Origin of the sequence: Hymenobacter baengnokdamensis (assembly GCF_008728635.1) — a bacterium.
Lineage (GTDB): Bacteria > Bacteroidota > Bacteroidia > Cytophagales > Hymenobacteraceae > Hymenobacter > Hymenobacter baengnokdamensis.
In genome coordinates, this window is record NZ_CP044285.1 from 535,138 (window position 1) to 559,428 (window position 24,291).

A 24,291-nucleotide genomic window follows, 5' to 3' on the forward strand; every position below is an offset into this window, starting at 1 on the left:
ATAGATGAAGAGCTGATGATGAGAAATCAGCGCAATGATACTTGCCCCTCATCAAATATTCATCCGAAGGCAGTCTTACACCAGCGCGGGCTGGTACAGCTTCACCAGCTGGGCGGCTGCGTAGTCAATCTCCTCCTCGGTATTGAGCTTGCTCATCGACAGGCGAACAGTCGCTCTATTGGCATCACCCCCGAGGGCTTCGAGTACGTGCGAGCCGAGCTGGGCGCCGCTCGTGCAGGCAGAGCCGCCCGAGGCAGCTATCTTGTTAATATCGAGGCTGAAAAGCAGCATCTCGCTGATGCTGGACGGCGGCAGACTCACGCTGAGCACGGTGTAGAGGCTCTGGTCAGCCGCAGCCGACAGGCCATTAAACTGCACATCGGCAATACCCGCCTGTAGGCGGCCGATGAGCCGGTCTTTCAGGCGCTGAATGTAGTACTGGTGCGCGGCCATATCGCGGCAGGCAATTTCCAGGGCCTTGGCCAAGCCCACAATGCCGTACACGTTTTCGGTACCCGAGCGCACGTTGCGCTCCTGCGCGCCGCCGTGGATAAGCGGCCCTACTTCCAGCCCGCCGCGCCGGTACAGAAACCCTACCCCTTTCGGCCCATGAAACTTATGCGCCGACCCCACCAGAAAGTGGTTTTTGAGCTGCTGCACATCGTGGCGGTAGTGGCCCATCGTCTGCACCGTATCGGTGTGGAACACGGCGTCGTGCCGGGCGCAAATATCACCTATTTCCGATATATCATTCAGGTTGCCCAGCTCATTGTTGCCGTGCATCAGGCTCACCAGGGAGCGCGGATGGGTGGCCAGCAGCTCCTCCAGCTGGCCGAGGTCGAGCCGGCCCTGCGCATCGTGGCGCAGGTAGCTCAGCTCCGTTTCGCCGTTTTTGGCCAGGGCCTGCAACGGATGCAGCACGGCGTGGTGCTCAAGCGGTGAGGTAATGGCGTGGCGCAGACCCAGCGTGCGCACACTGCCGAAAATGGCGTAGTTATCGGCCTCCGTGCCGCCCGAGGTAAACGTGATTTCGCTGGGGGCCGCATTAATAAGCTGCGCCACCGTTTTGCGCGCCACCTCAATTGCCGAGCGCACCTGTCGCCCCGGCCCGTGCAGGCTGCTGGGGTTGCCGTAATGCTGGCTCAGGTAGGGCAGCATGGCATCCAGCACTTCGGGGTCGAGCGGCGTCGTCGCGGCATTGTCGAGGTAAACGTGCATCTACTTAGTGGTTAACTTCTTAATGGGTAATTGGGTAATGAGCATTGGGTACTGATTAACAGCTTAGCCGCTACTTATTACCCAATTACCTAGTACTCACTACCCATTGATAATCTCCTTTATATCGGCAATAATTTTCTGGGCCAGATGGTCGGCCGTGGCGTTCGAGTCCGACTCGGCATAGATGCGAATAATGGGCTCGGTATTCGACTTCCGCAGGTGCACCCACTCTTTGTCGAACTCAATTTTCACCCCATCAATGGTATTTACCGGCTGTTTGGCGTAGCGCTTCTCCATCTGCACCAGCACCTGGTCGGTATTGATTTCGGGCGTGAGCTCAATTTTATTTTTGGAGATAAAATAGCTTGGGTAGGAGTTGCGCAGGCGGCTCATGGCTAGGCCCGACTTAGCCAGGTGCGTCAGAAACAGGGCGATGCCTACCAACGCATCGCGGCCGTAGTGCAGCTCGGGGAATATGATGCCGCCGTTGCCCTCGCCGCCGATGATGGCGTTGGTTTCTTTCATCTTGGTCACCACGTTTACCTCGCCCACGGCGGCGGCCGTGTAGGTGCCGCCGTGCTTTTCGGTCACATCGCGCAGGGCACGGGTACTGCTGAGGTTACTCACTGTGTTGCCGCCGCCGTGGTAGCCCAGCACGTAATCGGCTACCGCTACCAGCGTGTATTCTTCGCCAAACATTTCCCCGTTTTCGCTCACCAGCGCCAGGCGGTCTACGTCGGGGTCTACCACGATGCCCAGGTCGAAGCCCCCTTTCTCAAGCACTTTGGCAATATCGCGCAGGTGTTCGGGCAGGGGCTCGGGGTTATGGGCAAAATCGCCGGTGGGCTCGCAGTGTACTTTCTCAATGGTTGCAACGCCCAGGGCCGTTAGCAGCTGCGGCACGGCAAAGCCGCCGCTACTGTTTACCGCATCGACTACTACCCGGAATTTTTTGGCCCTGATAGCCGCCACGTCAACCAGGGGCGAGGCCAGGATAGCGGCAATGTGCTCACTCAGAAAAGTATCGTCGGTGGCGTAGCTGCCCAGCTTGGTAACGGGCGCAAAATCGAAGCTTTCGCTTTCGGCCAGCTCCAGCACGCGCTCGCCGGCCGCCGCCGACAAAAACTCACCCTGCGCGTCGAGCAGCTTCAGGGCATTCCACTGCTTGGGGTTGTGCGAGGCGGTGAGAATGATGCCTCCCGCGGCCTGCCGGGCCGGCACCGCCATCTCCACCGTAGGCGTAGTGCTGAGGCCCAGGTCGAGCACATCGAAGCCCAGGCCTTGCAGCGTGGCGGCTACCAGGCGGCTCACCATCTCGCCCGAAAGGCGGGCGTCGCGGCCAATCACTATCAGCTTGCTGGTAGTGGCCTGAGCGGCCGCCCAGGTGCCGTAGGCAGCCGCATATTTTACCACATCGAGGGGGGTAAGTCCTTGTCCGGCCGGGCCACCAATGGTGCCGCGAATACCGGAAATAGATTTTATGAGCGTCACTGGTTATCTCTTTAGCTTTGCAAAAGTAGGCGCTTTGCCCGTTTGTAGGCCCGCTATCTATACCTTGGGGTAATTGGCAGCAACCTCCCCTTATTTCTAGCAATCGGCTATCTAGTTACGCTGCCAACTGTATCTACGGCCTTCTTTAGCCAAACAAAATTATTCGGCCTGCTTCTTTTTTATGGAAAATCCGCTGCTTACCGCTGCCCGCCGGCCCGCCCAGCTTGAGGCATTCGGCCGCCTGCTCGATGTGCTCGACCGCTTGCGGCTGGAATGCCCCTGGGACAAAAAACAGACGCTCGAAAGCCTGCGCCACCTCACCATCGAGGAAACCTATGAGCTGAGTGATGCCATTCTGCGGCATGACCTGCCCGACCTCAAAAAGGAGTTGGGCGATGTGCTGCTGCACCTGCTGTTTTATGCCCGTATCGCGGCCGAGCAGGGCGCTTTTGACATTGCCGACGCGCTGAACGCACAATGCGAAAAGCTAATATACAGACACCCCCATATTTATGGCGATGCACGCGCCGACGATGAGGCGGCCGTAAAGCGCAACTGGGAGCAGCTGAAGCTAAAGGAAAAAGGCAACACCGGCGGCGTGCTCGGGGGCGTGCCTGCCTCCCTGCCAGCACTGGTAAAGGCCATGCGCATTCAGGAAAAAGCCCGGGGCGCCGGCTTTGATTTTGAAGAGCCAATCCAGGTGTGGCAAAAAGTGCAGGAAGAGCTGGCCGAGTTCGGGGCCGAGTACGGCAGCGGCCAGCCGCTGGCCGACGCGGGCCGGGCCGAGCGGGCCGCCCAGGAGTTTGGCGACCTGCTGTTTTCGCTCGTCAACTTTGCCCGCTTTGCGGGTATTAACCCCGAAGAAGCGCTGGAACGCACGAATCGGAAATTTATCAGCCGCTTTCAGTACCTGGAAGCTTCTGCGGCCCAGGACGGACAAAATTTGTCGGAAATGACGCTGGCCCAGATGGATGTTTACTGGAACGCCGCCAAAGCTGCCGGCAACTAAGCAAGCGCAAGCAGCCAGGCGGCTAAACGACTGAGCCAGGGGAGGCTGCGTATACTAGTAGCCGACGCCTGTTTTAACGCCCGCCTGGGCAATTAACCTTCGTGCAGCTTCCTGCGTTGGGGCCTCACCCAAAATTCAGTGACTGGTTAAGTAACTCATCAGGCCGGTTCAGCGAGTACTTTCGGCCTTTTACCGAATAGTATTCGGCACAAAAAAAAATTTAGCAGGCCGGATTTTTCCTTCCTTCGGCGTAGATTCGGCCCCGAAACCCCTGTTTGCGCCAGTGTCTTGGGTCCTGTGCCCTGGTTAACTCGCACCTATAGCCTTCTTTTTTACCCTTCAACCAACCCCCCACCTCCTACACTTACTGGACACATGGAACAGAAAAATGCTGTAAACCCGGGCGCTCGGCCCGCTGCGCCAGCCGCCCCCAAAGCTGCTGCCGCACCCGCCAAAAGCAGCGGTGGCGCCTCGCTGTTTTCGGTCATCGTTATCGTTCTCGCCTTCATCGCCAGCGTCATTATCTTTATGTTCGTACTGGGCGACCCGAGCCACTACTTGGGCAACAACCCGGAGAACAACCCGAAGCCGGGTGACTACCTCGGCATTGTGCACAAGGGCGGGGTTATCGTACCGCTCCTGATGACGATGCTACTCTGCGTTATTACCTTCTCTATCGAGCGTGCCCTTACTATCTCGAAAGCTAAAGGCAGCCAGAGCATCGAAGCGTTTGTGCGCTCGGTACGCCAGAAGCTGAACGTGAACGATATCAACGGCGCCATCGCCCTCTGCGACCAGCAGAAAGGCTCGGTTGCCAACGTAGTACGCGCCGGCCTGAAGAAATACCAGGAAATGGGCCGCGAAACCACGATGAACACCGACCAGCGTGTGCTCGCTATCCAGAAAGAAATCGAGGAAAGCACCGCCCTGGAGCTGCCAATGCTCGAAAAGAACCTGGTTATCATCTCGACCCTGGCTTCTATCGCTACGCTGGTAGGTCTGCTCGGTACGGTATTCGGTATGATTAAGGCCTTCTCGGCACTGGCCCAGGCTGGTAACCCCGACGCTACGGCTCTGGCAACCGGTATCTCGGAAGCTCTTATCAACACGGCACTCGGTATCGGTACGTCGGCTCTGGCCATCGTAGCCTACAACTTCTTTACCAGCAAGATTGACGAGCTGACTTACAGCATCGATGAGGCTGGCTTCAGCATCATTCAGACCTTCGCTGCCCAGCACGGCAACGCAGGTCAGGAGTCGTAATCCTGCTGGCACGAAAAGAGGGGCGGAGGCGTTTTGCCGTCCCCGCCCCAACTTTTTTTTCGGGCTTCGTGTGCAATCTGAATACAGTCGGCATCAGTACTTCTGAGCGGCTCCCGCCTGGCGGCCCGCTGATGGTACTACCCGCTAATCTTCCGGCACCGTGGGCCCGGCCCAGTCATTTTAACTTCTCCCGGCAATGCCTAAAGTAAAACCGCACCGCACCTCGCCGTCGCTCGACATGACGCCGATGGTTGACCTGGCGTTTCTGCTGGTAACATTCTTTATGTTGACCACGCAGTTTCGCCCCGATGAAGCTGTGGTAGTAGACCCTCCGTCCTCGACGTCGGACCTGCACGCTCCCGACAGCGACATTCTGACCCTGACCGTTGATAAAAACAAGCGCGTTTTCTTCGGCTACGACAAAGCACCCGTGAAAGAAGCTGCCCTGAAGGCTGTTGGCGCCAAGTACGGCGTTACGTTCACGCCTACGCAGGTTAAGCAATTTTCCCTGATGCCGAACTTCGGCGTGCCGATTACGCAGCTTGGCAGCTACCTCGACAAGGATACCGAACAGCGCAAGGCCCTTAACCCGACCCTGCCCGGCATCCCGTACGACTCGCTCAACAACCAGATGATTGACTGGGTAATCGAGGCCCGCAAAGCCAACGCTGCCCTGTTCAAAAAGCCGACCTTCCTGGTTATCAAGGGCGATGGCAACGCTGATGTAAAAACCGTGCAAACGGTAATCAAAGACCTGCAGGAAAAGGATATCAACCGCTTCAACCTGCTCACCAGCCTGGAAATGAAGCCTTCGTACATCGGACAATAATTCTGAGAAATCATGGCAGAAATCCAACAACAGAGTAAAGACTCTGGCAAAGGCGGTAAAAAGCGGGCCAAGAAAATGTCGACCAAAATCGACATGACGCCCATGGTTGACCTGGCCTTCCTGCTGCTGACATTCTTTATGCTCACCACCACCTTCGCCAAGCCCAACGTGATGCAGCTCACGATGCCGGTGAAGGATAAGAACCTCAAGGACGACGAACAAACCAAAATCAAGGCGTCGCAGGCGGTTACTATTATTCTGGCCCCTGACAACAAGGTTTTTTACTTCTTCGGCCTGAACGAGCCCACCGACCCTTCGGTACCCAAGCCCGAGATTAAGGTAACCGACTTCTCGGCCAATGGCATCCGCAAGGTGCTGCTGGAGCGTCAGCACCAACAGCCCGAACCCATTATTCTGATTGAGCCCTACGTGTACGAAGGCAAAGAGGCGAAATATAAGAATATGGTTGACATTCTGGATGAGATGAACATCACCAATCAGAAGAAATACGCGCTGATTGACATCCCGAAAAAAGACATTGACCTCATTAAAACTCAGAAATTGCTATGATGGACAATGCGCAGCTGGCCAGTGCCAGCTTGAACGACATCGTATTTGAGGGGCGCAACAAGGAGTACGGCGCTTTTCAACTGCGTCGCATGTATGGGCGGCACGTAACCCGGGCGCTTATCATCGGCACGGCTTTGCTGGCGCTGCTGGTATTCATTCCGGCCTTGGCTAAGATGCTCGAAGAGCGTAAGCCCAAGGAAGTGCTGAACCTGAAAGAAAACGTGCTGATGGACGCGCCGCCCCTGGATGAAACCAAGCCGCCGCCCCCGCCGCCGCCCCCCGAGGCTCCGCCGCCCCCCCGCCCAAGCTGACGACCGTGAAGTTCACGCCGCCGGTAATTAAAAAGGACGAGGAAGTGAAAAAGGAGGAAGTACCCGACCAGGAGGAGCTGAAGGATAAAACGGTAGCGACCGTAACCGTAAAAGGTAACACGGATGCCCCCGACCTGAGCGACCTGAGCGGCGAAGGCAATAAAGTGGTCGAAGAAGTTGTAGAAAATAAAGTCTACACCTACGTCGAGCAAATGCCGGCCCTCCCCGGTGGTGGTGGCATGGGTGCCATCGTGGCAGCCATCCAGAAAAACTTCCGCTACCCGGCCGTTGACCTGCGCAACCAGGTAGAAGGCCGTGTGTTTGCCAGCTTCACCGTAGATGAGAATGGCGACGTATCGGACGTGAAAATCGTGAAAGGCCTGACTGGCACGGTTGACGCCGAAACTATCCGCTCTATCAAGGCGCTGCCGAAGTTTATCCCCGGTAAGCAGAATGGCCGGGCAGTGAAAGTATCGTTTACGGTACCAGTAACGCTGAAAATTCAATAAGCTACCTTTTGCTTGTCTTAAAGGCCCTGACTGCTTCGCAGCCAGGGCCTTTTTGCTTTTGGAGTATTGCTATGCTGCCTGGAAAATATTCTTGGCACGGTGTGGAAAAAGCATAAGCCCGGCATCAGCTTGGTAGCCGGGTGCCTCCGGTGAATATCCCTTCACTTTTCCCCTACTCTGCTATGTCTCTGCTTCCTGCATTTTTGACTGACAGCCTCGACGAGGTAGTATTTGAGGGCCGTAACCGGGCGTATGGCGCTTACCAGCTGCGGCAAGACTATCAGCAGCACCTGACCTCGGCGGGCGGCCTGACGGTGGTGCTGCTGGCGGGCCTGGTGCTGGGCTGGAATATCTGGCAGGCGCTGGCTCCGGCCCCGGTGGTAATGGTACCGCATATAGTAGCTCTTGACCCCATCATTCCGCCCATGCAGGCAACAGTGGAAAAGGCCAAGCCAGCCGTGGTAGCGCCACCCCGCCCCCATAGCATTGTGGCGCATCGGGCCCTTACGCAGCCGACGCAAGTGACCAAAGATGAGCTGGCTCCTCCCCGCCCTGCTACTACCCCGGTCGAAGCGGTAGCTGATGGCCTCACCGGGCCAGTGGTACCAGGGATAGCGGCCGACGATGCCGGTGTGGCCGGTACCGCGGGCCCGGCAAGCAGTACCACTGCCGTTGCTACTCCCGCGCCCACCGAGCCGTTTCGCTACGTCGAAAAAATGCCGGAGTTTGCCGGTGGGCAGGAAGCCTTACTGCGCTACTTGCGCAGCCACCTGCGCTACCCCGGCGCTGCCCTGGCGGCTGGCATCAGCGGGCGGGTATTTATGAGCTTCGTGGTAGGAGCTGATGGCCAGATTTCGGACGTTACCATTTTGAAAGGCTTAGGCTATGGCCTCGACGAGGAAGCCCTGCGGGTAATCTGCCAGATGCCCGCCTGGACGCCCGGCTACCAAAGCAAGCACGCTGTGCCGGTGCGCTTTACCCTGCCTATTACGTTTCAGTACCAGTAGGCGCGGCTGGTCGCCGGTACCCATAGTTAGGAGAAGCGGGGTTTTGTGCCCTTTTTTGCATTCGGAATAAGCAACCCGCGCCGGGCACCGAACAAATCGGAGCCGGGCGCGGGTTATGGTATTCTCCCACTTTCGCTACACCATGCCCCTCCCCACCACCGAAGAGCGCCTGGGCTCCCCCCAGCGAATAGTTCGCTACTTCACCCTCATCATGTCGCTGGTGTATACCGCGCTGGGCATCTGGCTTTGGCTTACTGCCCACCGGCCCACTGCGGCGGGCGCTTTGCTACCCCTGGGCCCTAAAACCCGTATGGTGCTAGGCTCCGTATTCATTCTTTATGGCCTCATTCGCTTCGTGCGCACCATTCGCACGCAGTTTCGCAAGCCCACGCCCGATGATTTTAGCTAAACCAACCTGGCGGCCCGGCCGCGCTATACTGGGAGCCCTGCTGCTCACAAGCTGCCTGCTGCCCGCCTGCCACCCCGACCGCTCGGCCGGCACCAGCGAGGACGCTACCGATACCCCTACCAGCGGCCACGTAGGCATCAGCGTCGATGAAACCTTTGCGCCCGTAATGGAATCGCAGGTCGATACATTTCAAAAACTCTATGTTGATGCGCACCTGAAAGTGACGTATCAACCCGAAGACAGCGTTTTTCTCGACCTGCTGAATGACAAGGTAAAGGCCATTGTAGTGTCGCGCGAGCTCAATGCGGACGAGAAAAAGGAGTTGGACAAGCAAAATATGCTGCCCCGCGCTACCAAAGTGGGCATTGATGGTCTGGCCATTATTTTGCACCCATCCAACCCCGACACGCTGCTCACAGTAGCCCAGTTGCGGAGCATCTTCAGCGGCCAGACGGCCCAGTGGAGTGAAGTGAGCGGCCAAAAGAAGCTAGGGGGCATCAACGTAGTATTTGATGCCAACCGCAGCAGCACCAGCCGCTTCGTGCGCGATACGCTGCTGCGCGGGGGCGCCCTGAGCCCCAAGGCTGCGGCTACGCAATCGAACCGCAAGCTTATTGAGTACGTGGCCACGCACCCAAGCGCGATTGGCATAGTGGGCGTCAACTGGATTTCGGACTTTGATGACCCCAACGTGCGCGGCTTTCTGCGGCGCATTCGGGTGGCCAGTATCACGGCCCGCCCCCACCCTACCAAAGATGACTACATCCAGCCCTACCAGGTGTACCTGGCTCCTAAACCGGCCGCGTTGCTGAAGGAACACCCGGAGCTGCAGAACTATCCGCTGCGCCGTGATATCTACGCTATCAGCCGGGAAGCGCGGGCCGGGCTTGGCTCAGGTTTTGTGTCGTTTGTAGCCGGGCAAAAGGGGCAGCTCATCTTCCAGAAATCGGGTCTGATGCCTGCGAATATGCAAGCCCGCATCGTTACCACCAACAAACGCCAGTGAACTACCTTCGCTCACTAAGCGTAGTATAAGCACCAATCTTTCACCCTAAGTTTACTTTCCCCTTCCTCCTTATGCCTTTCAAGCCCTGGAAACCGCTGCTGCTGACCGCCCTCACCGTAGGGGCCGGCGCTACGGCCGCCACCGCCCAAACTGTAGCCAGCGCTCAAAAAGCCATTGAGCTTGGCCGCTATAACGAGGCTCGTGCCGACCTGCGTGGCAACAGCAGCCCCGAAGCCAACTTCGAGCTGGGCCGCATCTACCAGATGCGCGACCTGCCCGATTCTGCTTCCTATTACTTTAACCGCGCCGCTGGCCCTACGCCCTTTGGCATGGTTGCCGAAGGCCGGGCATTGCTGGCCAAAGGCAAAGCCGGAGAGGCCGACGCCAAGTTTGATGCCGCTGCTAAAGCCACCAAAAATAAAGACGCCCGGGTGCTGACCATGATTGCGCAGGCCTACGGCGAGTCTGACGTAAAGGATATTACCAAGCCGCTTACGTACGTTAAGACGGCCGAAGCCCTCGGCAAGGGGAAAGACGACCCGGCTCTGATGGTAGCCCGCGGTGATATCTACCTCAAAACTGACCAGGGTGGCGGCGAAGCCATGAGTAGCTACGACCGGGCTATCGCAGCCAATCCCAATTACACGGAGGCTTACCTGAAGAAGGGTATCCTGAGTGTGCGCAGTCGCAACGGTGCTACTGCCAAGGAAAGCCTTGACAAAGCTATTGCTGTTGACCCCAAGTACGCCCCTGCTTACAAGGAGCTGGCCGAGATGTATTACTCAGCAGGACAGTATGATAAGGCCGTTAGCACCTTCCAGCAGTACAGGGATATGGCCGAGAAGTCGCCTAAAACCGATGCCGAATATGCTTCCTTCCTCTATCTGAGCAAGAAGTATCCGGAGTCGCTGGCAGAAGTGAATAAAGTGCTGGCCGCTGAGCCCAACAACTTTACCATGAATCGCCTCAAGGCTTTTGACCTGTATGAGACGGGCGATTATAATGGTGCGCTGGCCGCGATGGACAACTTCCTGAAAATTGCGCCACCGGAGAAGATTCTTCCCGAAGACAATGCTTACCGGAGCAAAATTCTGGTTAAGACGGGCAAGGGGAGCGATGCAATTGATGTAATGCAAAAATCCATTGCCAGCATTACCGACCCTATCAAGAAAAATGAGGCGCTGCACGAACTGGCCACGACTTATAACTCCCAGAAGCAGTATGCTAACGCTATCCGGACCTACAAGCAGATAATGGCTACGCCTTACGGCGACCTGAGCGACCAGTTCCGCCTGGGTGCTGCCTACAGCGGCAATAAGCAGTATGCGCAGGCCGACAGCGTGTATAACATCATTACCACGGCCAAGCCTACTTATGCCCCCGCTTATCAGGCCCGTGCGCAGGCCAACTTCAACCTCGACCCCGACTCGAAGAAAGGGCTGGCCAAGCCTTATTATGAGAAGTATATCGAGCTGACCAGCGCCGACCCAACCAAGTACAAGAACGGCCTGGTGGAGGCTAACAACTACCTGGGCTACTACAACCTGCAAAAGGGTGATAAGGCTGCCGCCACTCCCTACTACCAGAAGGTACTGGAGCTGGACCCAACCAACTCGGATGCAATAGGGGCCATGAAGATTATCAAAGGCGTACCGTCCCGTACTACCGCCACGAAAAAGACCACTACAACTACCGTTAAGAAGAAATAACGCGTAGCTAACCAACAAAAAGCCCGGTCACTATATAGTGACCGGGCTTTTTGTTGGTTAGGCTTTCAAACTCCTTGCGTGGCGGCCCAGCTTTCCCAGCGGGCCAGCACTGCCGTGAAGTCTTCGGGCAGCTCAGCCTCAAAGAACAGGCGCTCGCCGGTGCTGGGATGCACGAAGCCTAGTGAGCGGGCGTGCAGCGCCTGCCGGGGCATAAGGGCAAAGCAGTTCTCTACAAACGCCTTGTAGGTGCCGGTAGACTGTCCCACCCGGATGCGGTCGCCCCCGTAAATAGCGTCGCTGAATAGCGGGTGGCCGATGTGCTGCATATGCGCCCGAATCTGGTGGGTGCGCCCGGTTTCGAGGCGGCACTCCAGCAGGGTCACCGGCCCGTAGCGCTGGAGTACCCGGTAGTGGGTCACGGCGTGTTTGCCCTGGCTGCCGTCGGGGTACACGGCCTGCACTTTGCGGTCGCGCAGGCTGCGCCCGATGTGGCCGCGTACGGTGCCGGCGTCTTCATCGAACCGGCCCCAGGCCAGGGCTAGGTAGCTGCGCTCGATGGTGTGATGAAAAAACTGCTGCGACAAGTGCGTCATCGCCCACTCGGTTTTACCGATGACGAGCAGGCCGGATGTATCCTTATCGATGCGATGCACCAGACCCGGCCTTATTTCACCATTGCGGCCCGTAGGCAGGTTCTGGAGGTGGTACGCCAGCCCATTTACCAATGTTCCCTCCCAATTGCCGTACGCGGGGTGTACGACCATCCCGGCCGGCTTATTTACGATGAGCAGGTCGGCATCCTCATAGCGAATATCAAGCGCCATCTCCTGCGGCACCACTTTGCCCGTGCGCGGGGGCTCGGGCAGGGTAATAGTAATGATATCAGCCGGGCGCACCCGGTAGTTGGGCTTGGTTACCTTCCCATTTACCTGTACTGCCTCCGCCCGAATAGCATCCTGAATCTTGGTGCGCGAGGCATTCGCCAGGCGGTTGAGCAGGAACTTATCGAGGCGCAGCAGTTCCTGCCCCCGGTCAGCCACGATGCGGTGGTGCTCATACAGCTCATCGCCCTCTCCTACTTCATCTGCTTCCAGGTCGGGCTCGTTGCGCACAGGGTCGAGCGAAGATTCAGGAAAATATTCCATAAATATTATATATCACAAACAAACCCCATTTTACCACCCCAATAGGCAGCACGAAAAAAGCCGGAGCCAAAGGCCCCGGCTTCTTAGCCAATTGCTGGCAATACTTATTTGGTCTTGGTCTTGGTTTTGCCGGCCGGTGCAGCCGGGATGCCCGAGCCGGTAGCCTTGGGCGCCTGGGTGGCCGGGGCTGGGGCCGCCGCGGTAGGCGTAATACCCATCTTTTTCAGGATGATATCCGACACGTCGCCATCTTTCGGGCCGTGCAGCAGAATGGGATTGCTGCCCGAATCTGAGTTCAGGATATACGTGTAGCCATTTTCCTCAGCCACCGCGTCAATGTTCTTTTGAATCTTATCGAGCACCGGGCGCAGCAGGGTCTGCTGCTTCTGCTGCATCGACTGCTGGGCGGTCTGCTGGAATTCCTGGAGGCCCTGCTGCATGGTTTGCAGCTCTTTTTCCGTATCAGCTTTCACAACGGGCGTCATAGCCGCGCCGCCCTTCTGGTACGCGTCCAGCTTGGTCTGGAAAGCCGTCTGCTTGCTTTTGAGCTGGGCTTCCAGCTGGGTGCCATACGTTTTCAGGTCCGACTCAATCTGCTTGCTTTCGGGCATCTGACTCAGTACGTACTCCACGCTGGTAAAGCCAATCTTAAGCGGGGCCTGGGCCTGGGCATTCGGAGCGAAAAACGAACCGGCTACGAGTAGCGCGGCGGCGAAGGTCAGGTGAAGTTTTTTCACGCGGTTTACGAAGAAAGTCAAGGGTCTAAAAAATTCTGGTCTGCAAAGTTAACTAGTTTAAGGCTTTCCGCCAGCGTCTGCCTTGCCAGCCTTAGCCGCCCGGGTTTTGGAGCCGGTTACAGGGTCGGGCGTGCCCGAATCGGACTCAAATGCCGGGTCAGCGCTGGCATTGGGGGTTTTGGGCGGCTTCACGGTTTTCACGGGGCCTTTAGTACCCGGCTGGTTGCGGGTAGGCGAGCCGAGGCCCAACTCCTCCAACACAAACTCGGTGTAATCGTGCGTGGGGCTGGCATAGAGCATGGTCAGGTCGCCGTTGCGGTCAAACATGAAATCGAGCTTACGGGCCTTCACCACTTTCTCTACGGCATCAAAAATCTTATCCTGCGCCGGCTTGTTGAGCTCAACGCGTTTCTTAAAGAGCTGCCCCTCGTAGCCAAACTGCTTAGCTTCGTAGGCTTTGATATCCTGCTCTTTTTTCAGAATCTCGTCCTGGCGCTTCTTTTTCATCGCCTCCGTCAGCACCACTTCTTCGGCCTGGTAGGTCCGATAAAGCTTATCGAGGTCTTTTTTCTGCGCCTCAATCTCCCGTTGCCAGGTTTCGGTGAGCCTGCCCAGCTCTAGCTGGGCTTGCGCGTATTCCGGCATTTTTCCCATAATAAACTCGGTATCTATATAACCGAATTTCTGACCCCACGCAGGAACAAAGGCTCCCAGCAGCAGCAGCGCCAGCAAATAACGAGCAACGAGGGTCATGCGAGACAAAGAGAAATAGGAGCTGAAGCCGGCACCAGTGCCGCTCATTCAACGAGCAAACCGGGCATTTTAGTCTGAGTTACGAGAGGACGGCCGCCCTCCCGCAAACCACTGGCCACTGCCTAAACGTTCAGCTCAGGGCGCAAATTAGCGAATCTGCTGGCCGATGATAAAGTGAAAGTGGTTGAAGTCCTGCTTGCTGGTAGTGCCGGCGGGTGGTATGACGGTGTCAAAGGCCCGGCCGTAGTCGAAGCCCAGCAGGCCGAAGGCCGACATGAAGATACGGGCACCAAAACCAGCCGAGCGGTAGAGCTTAAAGGGGTTGTACTGGCTATATACATCCACTGCGTTGCCAGCTTCGGCAAAGCTCAGGATATATACCGTAGCAGCCGGGTTGAGGCTGATTGGATAACGCAGCTCGGCCACGTACTTATTATAAGCAACGCCGCCACTCTTACCGCTTTGGGCTGTCGGGATAGCAAAAGCGCCGTTGGGGTCGTCGTAGCCACGCAGACCGATGTAGTCGGTACCCACCAGGAATGAGCCGCCGCCGCCGTAGCCCAGGCCGGCCCCACCCATCTTAAACCGCTCAAAAGGACCGGGCTCCCGGTCTTTGTTGTAGGTACCGATAAAGCCAAAGTGGGCACGCGTATTCAGCACCAGCTTGCCCACGATAGGCGTAAACCACGACGCGTCAAACATCCACTTGTGGAACTCTACCCACTCATACGTATTGGGGTGCGCCCCGGGGAATACCGAGTACGGCGGCGTCAGGCTCAGGCTCAGGCTGATGGATGAGCCACGGCGCGTGTACGTGGGGTTGTCGATGCTATTGCGCGAAAGCGTAGTATTAAACGTAAAGTTGTTGGCCCGGCCCGTGTTGAAATCCGAGAAAATCGAATAGTTCTGCAGGGTGTACTGGCTGTACGAGATGGAGTTGCTCAGCGAGAAGTAGTCGTCGGGCACACGCAGCTGGCGGCCGAGGCCGATAGTTGCGCTATTGACCTTAATAAAACTGCCCGTGGTAGGATTGAAGTTAATCCCTAAGCGCGAAATACTGCGGTTTAAGCTGAAGGAGAACGAGTTAGGCTTGCGCCCACCCAGCCAGGGCTCCGTAAAGCTGAACGAGTACGCCTGGTACTGCAAGCCGTTGGCCTGCACGTTAAGGGCTACGCGCTGGCCATCGCCCGCCGGCACCGGCGTCCAGTTATGAAAATCGCTGGCTTTGCGTAGCGAGAAGTTGTTGAACACCAGGCCTACCGTGCCGATAAAGCCGGCGTAGCCGCCCCAGCCGCCCGAAAGGGTAATCTGGTCCGAAGGCTTTTCAACTACGGTATAATTGATATCCACGGTGCCATCGGCTTGGTTTGGCACTGGGTTAATGCCGATTTTTTCGGGGTCGAAGTAGCCCAGCGTGGCAATCTCGCGCTGCGAGCGAATAAGCAGCTCCCGGTTAAACTTATCGCCGGGCAGGGTACGCAGCGTCCGGCGCAGCACATGGTCCGACGTCTTGGTATTGCCCGCGATGTTGATGTCTTTTACCCGCGCCTGCACGCCTTCGGTAATGCGCATCTCAATGTCGATAGAATCGCCTTCTACTTTTGTTTCGACCGGGTCGATGGTAAAAAACAGGTAGCCGTCGTTCATATAGAGCGAGGTTACGTCCTGCCCGGTAGGGTTGTAGCTCAGGCGCTTATCCAGGATTTCCTTGCTGTAGGGGCTGCCGGCCTTAATGCCCAGCACCGAGCCCAGGGTTTTGCTATCGTAGAGATAGTTGCCGTTCCAGGTGATTTTCCGGAAGAAGTAGCGGGGACCTTCATCTACTTTCACCTTCACAATCAGGCCTTTCTCATCACGCTCAATAGTATCCGATACGATAGCGGCATCGCGATAGCCCTCGTTATTGTAGAAATCGACCAGCTTACGCTTGTCGTCCTCAAAGTCGGAGCGCTGAAACTTACCCGGAGTCAGAAATTTATAGGAGTTGCGCGCTTTAGTTTTTTTAAACTGCTTGGCCAGCTTCCCATCCTTAAAGGCCTTATTGCCTTCAAAATCAATATCATGAATGCGGACTTTAGCCCCTTTATCCACGTCAATCTTCAGGGCCACGCTATTGGAGAGCGCCGAGTCGGCCACCTGCCGGATGACTACCTTGGCATCCAGGAAACCCTTGTTATTGTAGAACTTACGGACCTGCGTCCGGGTATTAGCCAATAGGGCATCAGTCACCACCTTACCGCGAATGAGCTTGATTTTCTTATCAATCTCCTCAGCCTGGCCCTTGCTGATGCCTTCGAAGGTAAATTTGGAGAGGCGGGGCCGCTCCCGAACGTTAAAGTCCAGGAAAATCTTGTTGCCTTCGGTACGGGCAATACTTACCGAGATATCCGCCAGGATACCTTGGGCCCATATTTTACGAATTGCCTTGCCAATGTCATCGCCGGGCACATTGACGGCATCCCCGATGCGCAGGCCCGACAGGCCAATCAGGGTATTAGGGTCGAGGTAGCGGGAGCCGCTTACTGTAATACCGCCCAGTTCGTATTTATGCGGCTCGTCGGCCGAAGTCCCAGCTACCTGAGCATGCGCCAGTCGGGCCGACAGCAGGCCGGTCAGCAGTAAAAAACTTAATAGTCCACTACGTAAGTAGGTGCGCATCATCAACATAAATAAAATCAGGAAGCCAGCTGCTCGCTGGTTTTGCCAAAGCGCCGTTCCCGGCTTTGGTAGGCTCGCAGAGCATCGCGAAAGTGACTGCGGCGGAAATCTGGCCACAGCAACGGAGTGATATAAAGTTCAGTATAGGCCAGCTGCCAGAGCAGAAAGTTGCTAATGCGCTGCTCGCCGCTTGTGCGAATAAGTAATTCGGGGTCGGGAATACCAGCCGTAGCCAAATAGCCCGTAATAGTCGCTTCCGTTACCGCGGCTGGCAGCAGGCGGCCAGCCGCTACATCAGCCGCAAGCCGCCGGGAGGCCTGGGTGATGTCCCAACGCCCGCTGTAGCTCAGCGCCAACACCAGGGTCATGCGCATGCCGGCCTTGGTCAGTTCAATTGCCTCGGCAAGCTCCCGCTGGCAATTACCCGGCAGGCTGCTTATCTCACCAATGGCTTGGAGCCGCACGCTGTTTTTAAGCAGCGTACTGGTTTCCTGGCGAATGGTATGCACAAGCAGCTGCATGAGCGCCGTTACTTCCATAGCCGGGCGATTCCAGTTCTCGGTTGAGAAGGCATACAGGGTCAGGTACTTAACTCCAATTTCGGCTGCCTCTTCCACGGTGTCGCGCACCGCCGTAATAGCGCTTTGATGCCCAAACACGCGCAGGCCTCCCCGCTGTTTGGCCCAGCGCCCGTTACCATCCATGATAACGGCGACATGGGCTGGAATATTAGAGAGGTCTATTTCGGACCGTTCGGCCATTGTTGCGGTTTGCGTATAAGAGGCCGCAAGTTACGCAAAGGGTTGCAGTCAGGCCGCAGCTCTCGCTTCAGGGCAGGAAAACCGCTGCCTGTTTTTATCCTCAACAAGCTGGCTATCAACGAATGATTTGCCAGACCTCCAACTTTTTATTGCTTACCTCAACAGGGTTTTATCTTTTCCGTAGGGCTTCGGGCAAAGAATTTGGTAAAAGGTATACGACACGCTGATACCAGAATAATAATACCAGTCCTGGTCGTGGCTATTAACGAGCAGGGGACTCTGGTCGCCGGTATGGTCTAGCATATCGGTAAAGGTTTTGCGGGCTCCCATCTCCAACCCTACATTAAAGTGCTCGGTGAGGGCCACCTTTATCCCGGCCCCGGCCGGGATAGCAATTCCCACCCGACTGCCCTGCCGGTCGAAGGCGGGCTTCAGGGCGAGGTTATCGGTCGTGACGGTTGTGCTGGCATAATATAACGCCAGGCCGGCAAATAAGTAGGGCGAAAAATGCACCCGGTGTTGGTCTTTGCGATTATGGTAGTCAAGAAAATTATACTCTACCACGCCAGATGCCTCCACCAGCCCACCGCTAAGGTGCAGCTGGCGATAGTTTTGTAGCGGTGGCACGCCACCATTGGCACCCTCTACATTGGCATCAGTGGCGCGCAGGAAGCCCGCCGTAATGCCCCCGCGTAGCGTAACCGGCACTGATACATCGCGACGGTAGAATATAGTAAGGGCGGGGCGACTATTCTGCCACTGAAACTGCGGGGAAACTTCCCCCTTATAATTCATCACCCCTACCCCGGCCCCTATTTCGCTGGTATGCTGGGCCAGGGCCGGGCTAGCCCAAAAAAAGGCACTCCCCGCCAGCACAAAGCCAGCGAGGAGTGATAAAGGAAACCGGAAGACGGTCATGCAGCAGACTGTGAGGTGAAAGTCCAGCCGGCCAGCAAGGGCCTAGCGGAACTTGGGGTTTTTGATTTTCGGGTTCAGGATGTAGTTCAGCGAGATGCCAGTAACGGTGTACCAGTCATCTTTACCCTGCCCACGCTTATTACCTACATTATCGAGCCCGGGAATTTTAGCGGTACCTTGGTTCGTTATACCATGCGCAAAATACAGAGCATCTGGAGCTGTATTAGTAGGCGTTACATAATTGCCGCTTACGTCGTCCAAATAACCGGTGAAAGTCTTACGCAAACCAATTTCGAGCGAGACATCCATGTTACGGTTAACACGATAACGTACGCCGCCACCAAATGGTATGGATACCTGCCACAAGCTGTAGCTTACGTTCTCAGTCATCAACGGCTGTAAAGGGGTGTATGTGCCATCGGCACGCATACCCTCCGGATTGTGATGGAACCCGGCTACGCCTAAAAACAGATAGGGTACAAAGTCCGGACGCTTGAGGTAGTTATTCCGGTTTTCGATGAGGTCGACTACTATTTCAGCAGAAGCTTCAGTAATTCGATTCCGGAAGTTCATGTTCCGGGCATTACGGAAGCGTGCGTTCTGGTCGTTCGCGTCAGCGTTGGTATTGTCGTTGGCGTGAATGGCACCGTAGGCAAGCGAAAAACGCCCGGAAACGCGCGGGAAGAAACGATGCGTAATGTTCAACCCTATGTTTGGCCGTGTATCACCTGGATGAAACGAGGCAAAGTTGGTCGCTGGGTTCAGGTCGCCAAAATAGTTCATGGCGTTCAGGCTAATCCCGATAGAGGTATACTGCTTGCGCTTGCTGAATTGCTGCGCATCAGCATGCTGCGTTGAACCAAGCAGCGTAAGCCCGGCAAGCAGGGCAGTGGAATACGTGAAAAACTTAGTCATAAGGCGCAGAGTAGAGAATTAACCAGGCAAGGGAAGGCGCAAACCTAACGGGACGTGGCTTACAGCGAATGCAAAAGTAAGAGTTAAAGGGAACTAAAAAAATTTATGCTGTTTTTTTATAAAAGATTTAGGCTGTTTCAGCTAAATCATAGTCGTGGGGTTACGTCGGTCGAGGCCCCAATTTAGCTTGTTACGCAGGGTACTTAAGAAATTGACATGATTCAGCTTAACTAATCGGGCATTAAAACTTTCTCGGCGAACGGCCATTTGAACGCTGGCTTCGATAGGCACGGAGCGGGAGTCGAGGGCTAGCAGGTAGCTGGTGGCCCGGCCTTCTATCTCAAACGAGATAACGCTTTGGTCGGATACAATAAGTGGGCGAACGTTTAAATTGTGGGGGCATACGGGAGCAATGATAAAATTGTTGGTTTGCGGGAGCATAACCGGCCCGCCACAACTGAGCGAATAGCCCGTAGAGCCGGTTGGTGTTGATACGACCAGTCCATCGGCCCAATATGAATTCAGGTATTCGCCATTGATATACGTATGAACGGCAATCATTGAGGACGAGTCGCGCTTCAGAATACTGAACTCGTTGAGGCCGAAATTTAATTGCCCGAATACATCGGGGTCGGTATCGACGCGCAGCAAGCTACGGTCTTCGAGCGTGAAGTGGCCTTTAAAGAGGGCATCGACGGCCTGTACAATCTGGTCGGGGTTAACAGGAGCCAGGAAACCCAGCCTACCGGTGTTAATACCCAGGATGGGAAGCTGCTGGGCACCCACGTAGGTAACCGTATCGAGCAGCGTGCCATCGCCCCCAATGCTGAGGACGAACTGCACTCCGCGGAGTGAGTCGCCACGGCGGAAGGTGGTGGTGCCAGCGGGCAGGCGCAGGCGCGGCTTCATAAACTCGTGAAAAGCCTCTACAATCAGAATTTCGGTTTGGCGGGCGGCCAGCTCATCCAGAAGGGTTTGGATAAAGGGGGCGGCGGCCTCGTCGAACGGCTTGCCCAGAATAGCGATTTTCATAACAAAAACGTAATACGACGCTGGCCTAGATTGGGAAAGAGGTGCGTAGAAAAAACCCTGTGCTGCGATACACCGTGAGCGTACGAATCAGCTCGAAGCAAAATACGCGGTCGTAATACGTTACCAAATGTAGGCCCAGGCCCACCGACGCCAGCAGCTGGTCGGGCAGCAGGTTGGGCAGCGGCTGGGCCCGGTGCAGGCTGCCGCCGGTGAGCCCGGCATCGGTAAAGGCGTTGATATACACAGCCAGCGGAAGGGTATTAACCTTAGGATTGCCAACAAACGGAATACGGAGCGGCGGCGGCGCCCAGGCGCGCAAGCTCAGCCCCTGCTGCACCAGGCCGGAATAGCGGCCTTCGGCTACGTAGTAGTCGTAGCCCCGCACCAATACGCTGTAACCCAGGCCCCGGGCATCGGCATAAGCCAGCTCAGGAGCAAAGAGCCGCGTTTGGGCTCCCATTCCAATGGCGTAGTACAGCCCATGCCCAAGGCTGAGGTAGCGCGAATAATGCAGGCGTAGCGTAGCGTAGCTGGGCGAACGCTCGGCCCCGACAAACTGCCGGAAAGTGAGCGCGCCCTGCAAAAACTGCCCGGTGAGCGGATACGCAAAGGTATTTCGCTGATTATGCGTGGTAATCAGGCTGGCTTCCAGGTACTGACGCTGCTGCAAGCCCAGCAGATAATCCGGATTCAGCCCGTAGATGAGGTCGCTTATCTGCTCGCGGTGGTAAGAAAAGTCGAGGGCCGAAACCAGCTGCACGGTATGCCGCAGGCGCAGCCCCCCCGTGGCATAAAAGCGCTGAATAGCAAATACATCTTCCTCAGGATGGTCACCGAGGTCAACCAGGCGGTCGTTGAGCGTTATATAGTCGAGGTTGCGGCTTTGGTAATACGAGATGCCAAACCCCACGCCTACCCGTCGGCGGCGGCCCAGGCCAGGGGCTTCATAGAATAATTCGAATTTTCTATTAAATCCAAACTGTATGTTTGCCGTGACCTGCTCGGCGCGGCCCCGGAAGTTGGTATCGGTGAGGTGCAGGCCATAATCGAGGCGCTGCCAGCGGTTGGTGCGACTATACCAGGCATTGAGATTGCCGGGCGTGGTCGAAAAAATTGGCGTTGGCAGGATATACCAGCGCTCCTGCACACTGAACAGAATGGTAAGCTGGCCGGTACCGCCGCAGCTGGCCTGCGCCAGCACCGCATGAAACAGCTGCAGATTGAACAGGCGGCGGCGGTTGGCTTCGAGCCGGGCAGGCAGCTCGGCCACGTTCAGCGAGTCGCCTTCGTGAAAATCGAGCTCAGCCCGCAGCGTCCGCTCGCGGGTCCGCACATTGCCCGCAAACAGAATGGCGGCCACCCGTATGCGTTGCGCAGGGCACACGCCCACCCGCACCAGCGTATCGGTAGGGGCTACTACCGGCGCCAGGGGCGGCGGATGGCGTTCGCGGCTCAGGGCACGCAGGCTGTCGGCTGAAGCTGGTGGCAGCGGCACCTGGGCCAGCGCAGCGCTGGCAAACAAGAGCCCCATGCCGGCTGCCAGCAGCCACGGTACCGCGTAAAAAAAAGAAAGCCAGGCGCGGTACTTCACCGTGTAAAGTTAGACGCTGAGATAGCGCAGGAGCGCGTCAAAGCGTTCCTGCTCATCTTCGCCTACCGCCGCAGCCCCGCTAAACTGGGCCGATACTATATAGCCAAAACGCTCTAAAGTAGCCGTAATACGCGCCAGGTTGTCCGTATTGAGGCGCAGGGTAAGCCGAATGCGGAAGGGGTCGTGCTCATCGGCAATAACGTGGGCTGAGAGAATCTTGGCATTATTCTCTTCCACATAGCGGCTGATTTGCGAGAGCGAGTAGTCGCGCTCTTCCATGGTGAGCACCAGAATGCTGCCCTGCCCGGCAATGCCGGGCACCGGGCCAAATGCAGCCAGCGCGTCGCTCACCGTCACTACGCCGGCATACTCCTGCTGCTCATCGAGCACGGGCACCAGCTGAATCTTGTTTTCGATGGCCAGCTCCATTACGCGATAAAAGTGCTGGTCGTGCTGCACATGCGCGTTGGCGTAGCCCAGGGCCAGGTCGGCCAGCTGCGTATCCGGATTTTCGTAGTCGGCCAGGTCGTGCTCGGTAATAAGGCCCCGGTAGTGGCGGCCAGCCAGCACGGGCAGCTGGCCCACGTGAAACTCTTCGAGCCAGCGGGCAGCTTTGGCCGTGGTATCAGTGCCTTTGAGAGGCGGAATCATCTGGTTGAGTAAGTCTTCGGCGAGTAGAGCAGGCATAAGGGTAGCATCTAAAAAGCAGGCGACTAACAAACAGCCAAGCGGCTCAACAAAAGCCGGCACCAGCGAAGCTTACGCGCAACAGGTGTTTTTCCGCGGAAAGCTACCCAACAGACGGCATAGGCCGGTGCGTAAGCCCACAAAATACTTAGGACTACTAACGTGGCAGAAAGGTTGTTGCTAAAAGGCAAAAATTACGCCGGTCTTCGCCCGACGGCTATTGCGGCTCGCCAGGCGCGCTCATCAAGCCGGCGAAGCCACGGGCACTACCCGCCGCAGAAAGTCAGCCAGGTAGCGGTTGAAGCCGGCCGAACGCTCCATCATGGGCGCGTGGCCGCAATGGTCGAGAAAGCGCAGCTCGGCACGGGGCAGCAGACGCTCAAAGTCGTGGGCTACCGGGGGCGGCGTGATGGTATCGTTCAGGCCCCACACCAGTAGCGTCGGGGCCTGAATCCGGTGCAGGTCGCCGGCGAGGTTATGGTGCTGCGCCGAGCGGGCAAGGCTAATCATCCGCAGGCACTTGGCATTGGAGTTGGTAACGGCGAATACCTCATCCACCAGCTCCCTGGTAGCCACGGCAGGGTCATAAAACGTATACCCAACACGCTCACGCACAAAGTTGTAGTCACCCCGCTTCGGAAACGAGCCACCCATTCCGTCTTCAAACAGGCCGCTGCTGCCCGTGAGCACCAGGCTGCTTACGCGGCCAGGATGGCGCAGAGTGTACACCAGGGCTACGTGGCCGCCCAGTGAGTTGCCAAGCAGGGTAAACGAAGCCGGCAGCCGGAGCTTTTCCACAAAGTTTTCGACATACTCGACCAGGCCCGGCACCGTTGCCTGCAGCAGCGGCATATCGTAAACAGGCAGCACCGGAATAATGACGCGGTAGGCAGGCACAAACTCAGCTACTACATCCTGCCAGTTGCTAAGCGCCCCGAAAAGCCCATGCAGCAGCAGCAAAACGGGCCCCTGGCCTTCATCGACATAGTCAAACCCGTGTTGTTGCTGGCGGCGAAGCTCCATATTACTTTTACTATACAACTGATATTCAACAAACAAGCCCGCTAGTGCCGCAGGCTGCTTGCTTTGCTGGCGTGTGCTGTCTTTTCGGCCTACCGCTCAGGCTGTTTTAGAGGGCACGCCACAATAAGTAGCACGCCATAGCTGGTCTATGCAATGTTACAACAGGCTATCCAATTTGCCAGCCACTGTCGGCCATAGGTGGTAAGCAGGGCTTCGGGATGAAACTGCACGCCAAACAGCGGCAGGCTGACATGGCGCAGCGCCATTAGCTCGTGGTCGGCATCGGCCGTAAAAGCCAGCGGGCGCAGGCAAGCCGGCAAGGTACTGGCTTCCAGCACCAGCGAATGGTAGCGCGTTACGGGCTGGCGGCGGGGCATTTCGGCCAGCCAGGCATCGTTGCCGAGCAGCTCAATGTCGGATACCTTGCCGTGCACCGGGCGGGCGGCCCGGCACAGCGTAGCGCCAAAAAATTCGCCCAGTGCTTGGTGGCCCAGGCACACGCCCAATATGGGCAGGCGCTGGTGATAAGCCTCGATAACCGCCAGCAGGTTGCCGGCCGCGGCAGGAGTGCCCGGACCGGGCGATAGTACAATGCCCGCAAACTTCAGCTCATGAAGCGCCGCCAGGGGCACATCGTTGCGGCGCACCAGCACCTGGGCTCCAAGCTGGCGCAGGTAATCGGCCAGGGTGTAGGTAAAGGAGTCGAAGCTATCGAGGAGAAGCAGGGTCAAGGCTGCGCG

24 protein-coding genes are annotated in these 24,291 nt (G+C 56.9%); 10 read left to right on the plus strand and 14 right to left on the minus strand.

Annotation, left to right across the window (positions count from 1 at the left end; translation table 11 throughout):
• Positions 1 to 75 precede the first annotated feature (75 nt).
• Complete coding sequence (locus F6X24_RS02210) at positions 76 to 1,218, minus strand: cysteine desulfurase family protein (RefSeq protein ID WP_151086219.1); 1,143 nt, start codon at positions 1,216 to 1,218, stop codon at positions 76 to 78.
• A 99-nt stretch (positions 1,219 to 1,317) separates the two neighbouring features.
• Complete coding sequence (glmM, locus tag F6X24_RS02215) at positions 1,318 to 2,709, minus strand: phosphoglucosamine mutase (RefSeq protein ID WP_151086221.1); 1,392 nt, start codon at positions 2,707 to 2,709, stop codon at positions 1,318 to 1,320.
• Positions 2,710 to 2,890: 181 nt separating this feature from the next.
• Here glmM and mazG point away from each other — a divergent pair, with 181 nt between their 5' ends.
• From mazG to F6X24_RS02260, 10 genes are all read left to right on the plus strand, one after another.
• Positions 2,891 to 3,718, plus strand: coding sequence for a nucleoside triphosphate pyrophosphohydrolase (gene mazG / locus F6X24_RS02220; RefSeq protein ID WP_151086223.1), 828 nt, complete (start codon positions 2,891 to 2,893; stop codon positions 3,716 to 3,718).
• A gap of 375 nt (positions 3,719 to 4,093) precedes the next feature.
• Positions 4,094 to 4,981, plus strand: a complete 888-nt coding sequence (locus F6X24_RS02225) for a MotA/TolQ/ExbB proton channel family protein (RefSeq protein ID WP_151086225.1) — start codon at positions 4,094 to 4,096, stop codon at positions 4,979 to 4,981.
• A 196-nt stretch (positions 4,982 to 5,177) separates the two neighbouring features.
• Positions 5,178 to 5,810 carry an ExbD/TolR family protein gene (locus F6X24_RS02230; protein WP_151086227.1) on the plus strand — a complete coding sequence of 211 codons (633 nt, stop codon included), beginning with the start codon at positions 5,178 to 5,180 and terminating at the stop codon, positions 5,808 to 5,810.
• Between the two features lie 12 nt (positions 5,811 to 5,822).
• Positions 5,823 to 6,380, plus strand: coding sequence for an ExbD/TolR family protein (locus tag F6X24_RS02235; RefSeq protein ID WP_151086229.1), 558 nt, complete (start codon positions 5,823 to 5,825; stop codon positions 6,378 to 6,380).
• The gene (locus tag F6X24_RS19050) at positions 6,377 to 6,691 is read left to right on the plus strand and encodes a hypothetical protein (RefSeq protein WP_229725290.1); all 315 of its coding nucleotides are present in this window, start codon (positions 6,377 to 6,379) and stop codon (positions 6,689 to 6,691) included. Before F6X24_RS02235 ends, F6X24_RS19050 begins: the two co-directional genes overlap by 4 nt.
• Before the next feature lie 5 nt (positions 6,692 to 6,696).
• Positions 6,697 to 7,200, plus strand: a complete 504-nt coding sequence (locus F6X24_RS19055) for an energy transducer TonB (protein WP_229725292.1) — start codon at positions 6,697 to 6,699, stop codon at positions 7,198 to 7,200.
• 182 nt (positions 7,201 to 7,382) lie between these two features.
• Positions 7,383 to 8,207 (plus strand): energy transducer TonB, encoded by an 825-nt coding sequence (locus F6X24_RS02245; RefSeq protein ID WP_151086231.1) that lies wholly within the window; start codon positions 7,383 to 7,385, stop codon positions 8,205 to 8,207.
• 142 nt (positions 8,208 to 8,349) lie between these two features.
• Positions 8,350 to 8,616, plus strand: a complete 267-nt coding sequence (locus F6X24_RS02250) for a hypothetical protein (RefSeq protein WP_151086232.1) — start codon at positions 8,350 to 8,352, stop codon at positions 8,614 to 8,616.
• Positions 8,603 to 9,622 (plus strand): PstS family phosphate ABC transporter substrate-binding protein, encoded by a 1,020-nt coding sequence (locus F6X24_RS02255; protein WP_191906421.1) that lies wholly within the window; start codon positions 8,603 to 8,605, stop codon positions 9,620 to 9,622. The genes F6X24_RS02250 and F6X24_RS02255 overlap by 14 nt, the downstream gene beginning before the upstream one ends.
• Positions 9,623 to 9,693: 71 nt before the next feature.
• A complete protein-coding gene (locus tag F6X24_RS02260; protein ID WP_151086236.1) occupies positions 9,694 to 11,331 on the plus strand; it encodes a tetratricopeptide repeat protein in 1,638 nt (545 codons plus the stop codon).
• 65 nt (positions 11,332 to 11,396) lie between these two features.
• On the opposite strand, the gene F6X24_RS02265 is transcribed toward F6X24_RS02260, so the two are convergent.
• From F6X24_RS02265 to F6X24_RS02320, 12 genes are all read right to left on the minus strand, one after another.
• Complete coding sequence (locus F6X24_RS02265) at positions 11,397 to 12,476, minus strand: RluA family pseudouridine synthase (protein WP_151086238.1); 1,080 nt, start codon at positions 12,474 to 12,476, stop codon at positions 11,397 to 11,399.
• A 104-nt stretch (positions 12,477 to 12,580) separates the two neighbouring features.
• Positions 12,581 to 13,213, minus strand: a complete 633-nt coding sequence (locus F6X24_RS02270) for an OmpH family outer membrane protein (protein WP_151086239.1) — start codon at positions 13,211 to 13,213, stop codon at positions 12,581 to 12,583.
• Positions 13,214 to 13,270: 57 nt separating this feature from the next.
• Positions 13,271 to 13,966 carry an OmpH family outer membrane protein gene (locus F6X24_RS02275; RefSeq protein WP_151086241.1) on the minus strand — a complete coding sequence of 232 codons (696 nt, stop codon included), beginning with the start codon at positions 13,964 to 13,966 and terminating at the stop codon, positions 13,271 to 13,273.
• A 147-nt stretch (positions 13,967 to 14,113) separates the two neighbouring features.
• Positions 14,114 to 16,627 carry an outer membrane protein assembly factor BamA gene (bamA, locus tag F6X24_RS02280; RefSeq protein ID WP_229725294.1) on the minus strand — a complete coding sequence of 838 codons (2,514 nt, stop codon included), beginning with the start codon at positions 16,625 to 16,627 and terminating at the stop codon, positions 14,114 to 14,116.
• Between the two features lie 14 nt (positions 16,628 to 16,641).
• The gene (locus F6X24_RS02285; RefSeq protein WP_151086244.1) at positions 16,642 to 17,385 is read right to left on the minus strand and encodes an isoprenyl transferase; all 744 of its coding nucleotides are present in this window, start codon (positions 17,383 to 17,385) and stop codon (positions 16,642 to 16,644) included.
• Positions 17,386 to 17,538: 153 nt separating this feature from the next.
• On the minus strand, positions 17,539 to 18,303 hold the full coding sequence (gene porG, locus F6X24_RS02290; RefSeq protein ID WP_151086246.1) for a type IX secretion system protein PorG: 765 nt from the start codon (positions 18,301 to 18,303) through the stop codon (positions 17,539 to 17,541).
• Positions 18,304 to 18,345: 42 nt separating this feature from the next.
• Positions 18,346 to 19,218 (minus strand): DUF6089 family protein, encoded by an 873-nt coding sequence (locus F6X24_RS02295; RefSeq protein WP_151086248.1) that lies wholly within the window; start codon positions 19,216 to 19,218, stop codon positions 18,346 to 18,348.
• Positions 19,219 to 19,359: 141 nt separating this feature from the next.
• Positions 19,360 to 20,250, minus strand: a complete 891-nt coding sequence (locus F6X24_RS02300; RefSeq protein WP_151086250.1) for an NAD kinase — start codon at positions 20,248 to 20,250, stop codon at positions 19,360 to 19,362.
• Between the two features lie 25 nt (positions 20,251 to 20,275).
• Entirely contained in the window at positions 20,276 to 21,841 is a 1,566-nt protein-coding gene (locus F6X24_RS02305) for a POTRA domain-containing protein (protein WP_151086256.1), read from the minus strand.
• Between the two features lie 9 nt (positions 21,842 to 21,850).
• A complete protein-coding gene (locus F6X24_RS02310) occupies positions 21,851 to 22,528 on the minus strand; it encodes a CBS domain-containing protein (RefSeq protein ID WP_151086257.1) in 678 nt (225 codons plus the stop codon).
• Positions 22,529 to 22,771: 243 nt separating this feature from the next.
• Entirely contained in the window at positions 22,772 to 23,551 is a 780-nt protein-coding gene (locus F6X24_RS02315; RefSeq protein WP_151086259.1) for an alpha/beta fold hydrolase, read from the minus strand.
• A gap of 146 nt (positions 23,552 to 23,697) precedes the next feature.
• A complete protein-coding gene (locus tag F6X24_RS02320; protein WP_151086261.1) occupies positions 23,698 to 24,282 on the minus strand; it encodes an anthranilate synthase component II in 585 nt (194 codons plus the stop codon).
• Positions 24,283 to 24,291: the final 9 nt, after the last annotated feature.

Coding starts and splice junctions, on each gene's coding strand:
- F6X24_RS02265 (WP_151086238.1), bottom strand. CDS start 12,476: ATGGAATATTTTCCTGAATCTTCGCTCGACCCTGTGCGCAACGAGCCC.
- F6X24_RS02295 (WP_151086248.1), bottom strand. CDS start 19,218: ATGACTAAGTTTTTCACGTATTCCACTGCCCTGCTTGCCGGGCTTACG.
- F6X24_RS02230 (WP_151086227.1), top strand. CDS start 5,178: ATGCCTAAAGTAAAACCGCACCGCACCTCGCCGTCGCTCGACATGACG.
- F6X24_RS02255 (WP_191906421.1), top strand. CDS start 8,603: ATGATTTTAGCTAAACCAACCTGGCGGCCCGGCCGCGCTATACTGGGA.
- F6X24_RS02275 (WP_151086241.1), bottom strand. CDS start 13,966: ATGACCCTCGTTGCTCGTTATTTGCTGGCGCTGCTGCTGCTGGGAGCC.
- F6X24_RS02260 (WP_151086236.1), top strand. CDS start 9,694: ATGCCTTTCAAGCCCTGGAAACCGCTGCTGCTGACCGCCCTCACCGTA.
- F6X24_RS02315 (WP_151086259.1), bottom strand. CDS start 23,551: ATGGAGCTTCGCCGCCAGCAACAACACGGGTTTGACTATGTCGATGAA.
- F6X24_RS02250 (WP_151086232.1), top strand. CDS start 8,350: ATGCCCCTCCCCACCACCGAAGAGCGCCTGGGCTCCCCCCAGCGAATA.
- F6X24_RS02245 (WP_151086231.1), top strand. CDS start 7,383: ATGTCTCTGCTTCCTGCATTTTTGACTGACAGCCTCGACGAGGTAGTA.
- mazG (WP_151086223.1), top strand. CDS start 2,891: ATGGAAAATCCGCTGCTTACCGCTGCCCGCCGGCCCGCCCAGCTTGAG.
- F6X24_RS02285 (WP_151086244.1), bottom strand. CDS start 17,385: ATGGCCGAACGGTCCGAAATAGACCTCTCTAATATTCCAGCCCATGTC.
- F6X24_RS02235 (WP_151086229.1), top strand. CDS start 5,823: ATGGCAGAAATCCAACAACAGAGTAAAGACTCTGGCAAAGGCGGTAAA.
- F6X24_RS02310 (WP_151086257.1), bottom strand. CDS start 22,528: ATGCCTGCTCTACTCGCCGAAGACTTACTCAACCAGATGATTCCGCCT.
- F6X24_RS02300 (WP_151086250.1), bottom strand. CDS start 20,250: ATGAAAATCGCTATTCTGGGCAAGCCGTTCGACGAGGCCGCCGCCCCC.
- F6X24_RS02210 (WP_151086219.1), bottom strand. CDS start 1,218: ATGCACGTTTACCTCGACAATGCCGCGACGACGCCGCTCGACCCCGAA.
- F6X24_RS02225 (WP_151086225.1), top strand. CDS start 4,094: ATGGAACAGAAAAATGCTGTAAACCCGGGCGCTCGGCCCGCTGCGCCA.
- porG (WP_151086246.1), bottom strand. CDS start 18,303: ATGACCGTCTTCCGGTTTCCTTTATCACTCCTCGCTGGCTTTGTGCTG.
- bamA (WP_229725294.1), bottom strand. CDS start 16,627: ATGATGCGCACCTACTTACGTAGTGGACTATTAAGTTTTTTACTGCTG.
- F6X24_RS19050 (WP_229725290.1), top strand. CDS start 6,377: ATGATGGACAATGCGCAGCTGGCCAGTGCCAGCTTGAACGACATCGTA.